We start from the raw sequence: 8,212 nt of genomic DNA on the forward strand, positions 1-8,212 counted from the left end.
CCTGAACCATTCTGCCGGATGTTACAGATTCCGCGCCAAGCGTCTTCCGCTGTTTGCAATGATGTCCAGTATGACCTCAGCATTTTGCTGTGCAAAGGCGGGTTCAAACATATCTTTATGGGCGCCCTCGCCTTGATATTCCTGATAGAGTCCCGTTGTGGCGCCTTCCCATTTCATCGGCTCGGTCTTATCACTGTGCTCTTCCTTTATACCGGCCTCGATAAAATGGAGGTTTGCCGCGATTTGGCCGTCATTTATCAGTTCCGCCCAGTACGTTTGATAGCGCTCTGTCTTTTTGATGACCGCTTCTCTGACGGCTTCCGGGACATTTTCGGCTGTTGCGTTTGTTGGCTGCGGCGGCAGTGCGTCAAGCTTTCTGTACGCGTCTGCGATAATGACGTCGCTGATTTCTAAGCCGCGCTTTTCCATCGCTTTTGCCGCCTCGAATGCCGTATTGCCGCCTGCCGAATATCCGAAGAGTATATAAGGGCCTTCCGGCTGGATTTCCAGCATTTTATCAATGTATTGTTCCATTCTGCTGTCTTCTTCAATAAAGTTAAAACCGTACACAGCAGCCCGTTCGTTTAATGCCGCCGCAAGATCTTTAAAGAAAATCCCGAAACCTGAGATAGGCGGAAAACAGAATAGGTTGCGGCCTTTCGGCTGGTTCAGTCTGCTGATATGCTGCTCTGCAGCTTCTGTCAGTGTGTTTGAATACAGCTTTTCAGCCAATTGTTCAATTGTCGGATATTCAAATATCATTTCAATCGGCACATCCATCTGCTGCCTGGTCTTCAGCTGATGAATCACTTGCAATGCTTTCAAAGAATGGCCGCCCAGCTCAAAGAAGTCATCCTGTATGCCCAGCTCCCTGCAGCCGAGGATCGGCGTCCAAATGTCGATCAGCTCACGCTCTACCCAGTTTCGTGGCGGAACGGCTTTTGATGACGTTTTTTTCCGTTCTGGCGCAGGCAGCCCGCGGCGGTCCACTTTGCCGTTTGCGGTAAGCGGCATACGGTCAAGCTTCATCACATACTTTGGAATCATATAGTCGGGAAGCGACCTGGCCAACAGGGATCGAATGGCTCTTTCTTCAACATGTGCGCCTGTATAATACGCACAAAGGATTGCTTCTTGTCCTTCGTCTGACACGATGACTGCCGCTTCCCTGATTCCATCAATTTCAGTCAAGCGCGCTTCGATTTCGGCCGGCTCAATCCGCTTCCCGCGAATCTTGAATTGGCGGTCGATACGGCTGATGTATCCGATGCTTCCATCAGGCAGCCAGTGTGCCAAGTCGCCTGTTTTGTAGATCTTTTCTTCAGGATGAACCGGGTGGCTGACAAACGCTTCACTTGTTAAGTCAGGCCTGTTTAAATAGCCTTTGGCAACCCCGTCACCGCCGACACAAAGCTCACCGGGCACGCCGATCGGCGCAAGTCCGCCATTTTTATCAATGATATACGCGGTTGAATTGCTGATCGGTTTTCCGATTGGGATCGGCTGAGAAAAATCGTGCCTGATTTCGTAAAAGGTAGAAAATGTCGTATTTTCCGTCGGTCCGTATATGTTATAAAGGCTGAGATTCGGACAGCGGTGTCTGACCTTATTGATGAGCGCCGGGGACAATGCTTCTCCGCCGACATATAAGGTGTGCAACCCAGAAAACATCTCCGGATCTGCCTGGGCGAACTGGTTAAAGAGCGCCGTCGTCAAAAACAGAATCGTAATCCGGTTGGAAGAAAGATAATTGCCGAACCTCTCAGGGGCAAGCATTGTCGAGCGGTCAACCACATGAAGACATGCTCCGTTCAAAAGTGCTCCGAAGATTTCAAACGTCACTGCGTCAAAACCGATGGACCCTGTCAGAATGAGACGGTCCGACATGCCAGCCGACGTGTAATTGCTGTTTGACACGAGCGATACGACGTTTCGGTTGGAAATCATCACGCCCTTCGGTTTTCCTGTTGAACCGGATGTATACATAATATAGGCAAGGTCATCAGGTGCTGTATCGGTATTCAGTTTTCCCGCATCAGGTGTTTGTTTTTCAGCTGCAGCCGGGATAGAGATGATGTGAGAAAAGTCAATGTCAGTCTCAATTCCTTTTTGCACCGTTAACAGCTGTGCTCCGCTCTCAGTGAGCATATCGGCGATCCTGTCGGTTGGCAGTTCTGCATCAAGAGGAAGGTACGTCCCTCCCGCTTTCAATACAGCGAGAACAGCGATGATAAATTCCGGTGAGCGTTCGGCCAGAATCCCGGCAATTCCCTTTGGCGCCAAACCGTTTTCCAGCAGGGTGCGGGCGAATGCAGTTGACCGTTCATCGAGCTCCCGGTACGTCATCGTCAGCCCGCCGGCGTGAAGCGCCTGATGGTCCGGGGTTTTCTTCACCTGTCGGCTGAACAGGCTGATGATGCTTTCATCTCTTTCATAAGTTGTTTTCGTGTCATTAAATTCGCCGATTATTCTTGATTTTTCCTTTTGTCCGAGCATCGGAAGCCGATCAGCCGGAAAATCGGGATTGAAGGCGGCGCCGCGCAGAGCTTCTTCCAAGTGTCCTTTTACGCTCTCTATCCATACTTCGTCATAAACGTTCGCATTGTAGCTGAATTTGATGAGCAGCTCATCGCCAGGCGCTATGATGAGGTTAAAATCGTAACCCGATTGTTCCGAAACGTTGACATTCCCGATCCGGAACGGTGCATCCGATTCCTTTTCCGCGTCTTTCATCTGCTGCTGAATCGGATAATTTTCAAACACGATGATATGGTCAATTAAATCCTGTTTCAGCTCAGTCTGCGATTGGATGTCAGCAAGCGGATGATAGCTGAACGCCTCTGAATCAAGCATTTCTTTCTGCAAGCGGCCCAGCAGTTCTCTAAAGCTTTCGTCACCCGTTTTAATGCGTACCGGAACGGTATTGATAAACAGCCCGATCATGCTTTCCACGCCGTCAATGACGGAAGGCCGCCCTGATACGACGGCGCCGAATACGGCATCATCCGTCCGGTTGTAGCGCTGCAGCATCAGGCCCCATACAGTCTGCATAAGAACCGCGAGCGTAGCGCCCTCTTCTTTGGCGATGGTTTTCAGCTTGTCCGTCAGGTTTTGATCTATAGAAAACAGCAGCTCTTCCTTGCGGTAGCCTTTTTCCTGGGGACGGGCCGATATTTTCGGGAGTCCTGAGGGTGTCTCGCAGCCTGCTAAATATCCTTTCCAATACTCAGAAGCCGCGTCTTTGTCCTGATCCGTCAGCCATGTAATATAAGAGCTGTAAGGCTTTGCGGGCGCCAGTGTGACAGGTGAGCCTGATTCAATCGCCCGGTACATATGCATGAATTCCTGAAGGACGATGCCGAGGCACCAGCCGTCCATAAGGATGTGATGGTGGCTCCAGACGCATACATATTTTTCGTCAGCCGTTTTAAACAAAGAAACACGCATCAGCATATCCTTTTGCAAGTCAAAGCCTTTTAAGCGGTCACGTTCCTTAAATCGCTGTAAATAGATGCTCTGTTCCGCTTCGTCCAAATGTGTAAGATCTTCGCGGTGCAGCCGGAATTCCCGCTCACGCAGCACAACTTGGCGGGGGCCGTTCAGCTGAGCGACATGAGGTAAAAAAACCGTTCTGAAAATATCGTGGCGGCTGATGACAGACTGTACGCTTTGCTCAAACAATTCCGGACGAAGCCGGCCTTTTATGGTGAAGACGGATTGTTCGATATATGCAGCCCCCTCCTTTTGCAGAAAGGAATGAAAAAGCATTCCTTCCTGCATTCGGCTGAGGGGATAAATATTTTGGATATTTTTTGTTTTGTCCATGTGTTCCTCCCGCTCGGTTTAGTGGAAGCTGAGTAAGTCGGCAATATCCTGCAATGCTTCCTCAGTCAGCTCCCGATCATCAAAGTCACTGACGGTCTTCTCCGTACCGGTTTTGCCGAGGCAGTGTTCCGACAGTTTCAGGAGATAATACCGGCAGCTTTCGGACAGCCGTTCGATCGTATCTTGCCGGAAGCGCTCCGTTTCATAGGAAATGCTGACGGTCATCCGGCCTTTTGCCGCAATCGCGCTGATTTCAAGTGACTGCTCCCGTTTCCATGTATCTGTCACATCATCTCCGCCTCCCAAAGGAGAAAACTGAAACGCGTCAGGCTGTTCCGTTTCTGCCGGGTTCCCGCCGGGCGCATCGAATTGTCCGAGATAATTAAAGCTGATCTCCGGTGCTTTCCCGAAAGTCATCCCGGCAAGCTTCGGCGGTGTTAAATATTTGAGGACGCCGTATCCGTTCCCTTTATCCGGAATGCGCCGCAATGTGTCTTTGACGGTTTTCAATGTGCGAATTTCATATTCTTCAAGAGGTTCATAAACTCCGCTCCGGAAAAGCACCGGGTAAATGGAAGTGAACCACCCCACTGTCCTGCTGATGTCCGCACCTGCCTGCTCCGATTGGCGTCCGTGTCCTTCAAGGGCGATTTTCAAAGCGTGCCGCGGCGACCACTTTTGAATGGCAAGCACGGCGGAAGCCAAAAGCACATCTTGCGTATCCGTATTGTAGGCGCTGTGTACATCTTTCAACAGGGCGTCCGTTTCACTTTCTGTCAGAGTGAAGGATACCGTGTTCCGTTTTTTTGCAGGAGTTTGAGATAAATCTGCCTGTTCGTAAGGAAGACTTTCTGTTTCATAGTGTTCAATCTCCCGCCAATACTCCGCCTGCTGAAGAAGCTGTTTACTTTCCGCATAATCGGCCAGCTGCTCCGTATATGTTTTGAATGACATGGTTTTCGGAGGGAGTTTGATTTCCTGTCCAGAGATGGCCTGTTCATAAGCAGAAGCCAAGTCTTCCAATAAAATCCGCCATGATATCCCGTCGACAGCGAGATGATGGACCGTCAGAAACAAGTAATCTTCTGCTTCAGAGCGGAACAGCCCCGCCTGTACCAGCGGCCCGTTCTCTAAATCCATGTTTCTCTGAAGCTCTGCGACGCGGCGTTTTACAAAACGTTCCTTCTCATGCTCATCGCCTTCCATTTCTAATATGGTCAGGCTGTAAAGCTGTTCATCTGCGAGGTCAGCCGGTCTGTTGAAGAGGAGAAGACCTTTCTCTTCGTCTTTTATGCAGACAAGGCGCAAGGCATCATGATGTACGGTAATGGCTTTTAACGTTTTCCTCAGAGCCTCTTCATCTATTGAATTTGCTCTCGTCAGCATGACGGACTGGTTAAAATGATTTGCTTCCTTCATGTCTTGTGTGAAGAACCATTTGTGAATCGGCGACCACTTCACTTCTCCTTCTGCAGGAGCTTGGCTGACCGGCTGCCGCTCTGTACGGACATAAGGCGCCAGCTCCCTAATTGTCGGCCGGCTGAAAATATCTTTTACGGCGATCTGTTTTCCTGCCTGATGTAATCGGGCTGATACTTGCAGGGCTTTGATGGAATCGCCGCCCAGTTCAAAAAATGATTGATCCGCGGCAATGTTTTCAGTTCCGAGCACTTCGCTCCAAATCGCGGACAGCTCTTTTTCCATGTCGCTTTCAGGCTCGGTAAATGCCTGTCCGGTGTGCGCTTTTTTCCGCGGCTCAGGAAGCGCGCGGCGGTCAAGCTTCCCGTTCGGTGTGACAGGCAGTGCTTCAAGTGTTTCAAAGAACGCCGGCACCATATAAGCGGGCATTTCATTTCTGAGCGCCTGCTGCACGGTTTCACTTTCTGTTCCTTCTTCTGTCACGATATAAGCGCATAGTTCCGTTTGGCCTGCTGATGCGGTATGAGCGGTGACGGCTGCTTCTTTGACACCTTTTATGCCTGTTAAGGCGGATTCAATTTCTTTCAGTTCCACCCGGTAGCCTCTGATTTTGACTTGCTCGTCCATTCGGCCGATATATTGCAGCGTGCCGTCCGGCAGCCATTTTGCCAGATCACCCGTGCGGTACATGCGCCGGTTCTTCCGGAACGGGTCTTGGACAAAGGCTTGAGCCGTTTGCTGAGGAAGATTGCGGTACCCTCTTGCAAGACCGGAACCCGAGATGCAAAGTTCTCCCGTTACACCGATCGGCTGCGGATGATCTCCGTTTAAAATATAAACGTGTGAATGCTCAATCGGACGGCCGATCGTAATGTTCTCACTTTGTTCTATATGTCTTGCCGCTGTAGTGGCGACGCTGTTTTCCGTCGGGCCGTACTCATTGGCAAGCTCCGTGTGTGGACAAACTGATAAACTGCGGCTGATAATGTTTTGGTCGACAGCTTCTCCCGCTAATGTGACAATTCTGAGAGACTCTGCATCCCCCGGCTCCAGTACGTCAAGCAGTGTACGGTACAGTACGGGAACAATGATCATGTGAGTGATGCGGTAAGATGCAAGATAGTGTTTAATAGCAAGAATATCTCTTGCTTCATCTTCGGCTAAAACGGCCGCTTTCGCACCGGAAATCAGCGGTGTGAACATGCTTGTTACAAACCCGTCAAAGGAAAATGAAAAGAGCTGAAGAATCGTATCTTTCTCATTCAGATCATAAAATCCGCTCCGCCATTGAAGGGTTTGGCTGACGGATCGATGTTCGACCATAACCCCTTTCGGCCTGCCTGTCGTTCCCGATGTATAAATGATGTAAGCCAAATCTTCCGGTGCTGATAATGACTGGACCGGCGAAGCATCCTGTTCTTGGATATCCTCCAGTGCGAGCACTTCACCGTTAAAACGATCAGGCACTTGTTCTATCGCACCGTGTGCGGTAAGGAGAAGCGCTGTGCCGCTGTCCGAGATGATATATTGCTTGCGTTCCTCCGGATATTCAGGATCTATCGGGACGTAGGCTCCTCCGGCTTTCCAAACCCCGAAGACTGCCGCTACTTGTTCCGGCGATCTTGGTATCACAATGCCGACGGCTGCATCAGGTCCGATCTGCCGTTTTTGCAGGGCTCTGGCGATTTTATTCGACCAGTCATCTAATTCTTTGTATGTGATCAATGTTTCCCCGCTGATAAGGGCCGCGGCATCAGGTGTTTTTCGCGCCTGGGTGATGAACAGTTCATGAACTGTTTTTTCAGGCAACTGTTGATCCGTCATGCCGTTAAAGTCTGAAAGAATCCGGTTCCGTTCCGGAGCAGTCAGCATGCTGATCGCTTGTAAAGAAGTTTCCGGTTCACGGACAATGTGTTCAAGCATCGTCATAAAGTGGGAAGCCCAGCGCTGCATTGTTTCTCTCCGGAATAAAGACGCCGCATATTCAAACAGAAAATGAATCTGTCCTTTGCCTTCAGAAGCCTGCAGAGTGACATCAAATTTGGAAACCGGACGGGACACGTCCGCAGGCTGAATATGCAAACCGTCCAACAGCAGTTCCTCATGCTCTATATTCTGGACGACAAGCATGGCGTCAAACAGCGGATTGCGGCTTGTGTCCCGCTGCACACCGAGCCGTTCCACAAGCTCTTCAAACGGATAGTCCTGATGCTCATATGCCTCAAGCGCCGCCTGGCGGACTTCTGCCAAGTAATCGGTGAACCGTTTGTCTCCTTTCGGCTCCGTTCTGATGGCCAGCGTGTTGACGAACATGCCGAGAATCGGTTCTAGGTCTTTGTGCGGACGCCCGGCAATCGGCGAGCCGACGATGATGTCTTCCTGCCCGCTCAATCGCGCGAGTAACGTATTGTACGCGGCGAGAAGCACCATATACAAAGTGGAGCCGTGATCCCGGGCGATGCGGTGAAGGCCGGATGCCGTTTCAGCGTCAAGCGTGCACGATACGCTGCCGCCCGCAAAGCTTCTGACCGCCGGACGGGGCTTGTCAGCCGGAAGCTCAAGCACCGGAAGCTCTCCTTCAAGCCGCTTCAGCCAATACGCTTCCTGCTTCTGGTACCCTTCTTTCTCCTGAAACGACCGCTGCCAGACGGCATAGTCTTTATATTGAAGGCGCATCGGCGCAAGCGAACGGCCTGCGTACAGCTCGCCGAATTCTTTTATCAAGGTGTTGACGGACACACCGTCAGAAATAATATGATGCATATCCGTTAATAAAAGATGACGTTCGTCCGATTCTTTCACGAGGGCCGCACGGAAGAGCGGCGCTTCTTCCAGACAAAACGGCCGGACGAATGCGTCAGCTGACTCGGCCTCATCCAGCTGAAACGGCACGCTGTCATGGATGCGCTGCACCGGTTCGCCGTCAGGCCCCGTTTCAAAGGACGTTCTGAGCGACTCATGCCGCTTA

Annotated in this window: 2 protein-coding genes; both read right to left on the reverse strand. The window is 50.9% G+C overall.

What is annotated here, in order from left to right; translation table 11 throughout:
• Positions 1-21: 21 nt before the first annotated feature.
• Positions 22-3,825: a non-ribosomal peptide synthetase gene (locus V7728_RS10195; protein WP_099566784.1), complete on the reverse strand. Its 3,804-nt coding sequence runs from the start codon at positions 3,823-3,825 to the stop codon at positions 22-24.
• Between the two features lie 18 nt (positions 3,826-3,843).
• On the reverse strand, positions 3,844-8,212 hold a 4,369-nt coding region (locus V7728_RS10200; protein WP_335371363.1), incomplete at its 5' end, for an amino acid adenylation domain-containing protein.

It is taken from the genome of Bacillus sp. JHAA, from assembly GCF_036961585.1.
In the GTDB taxonomy this organism is placed as follows: domain Bacteria; phylum Bacillota; class Bacilli; order Bacillales; family Bacillaceae; genus Bacillus; species Bacillus velezensis.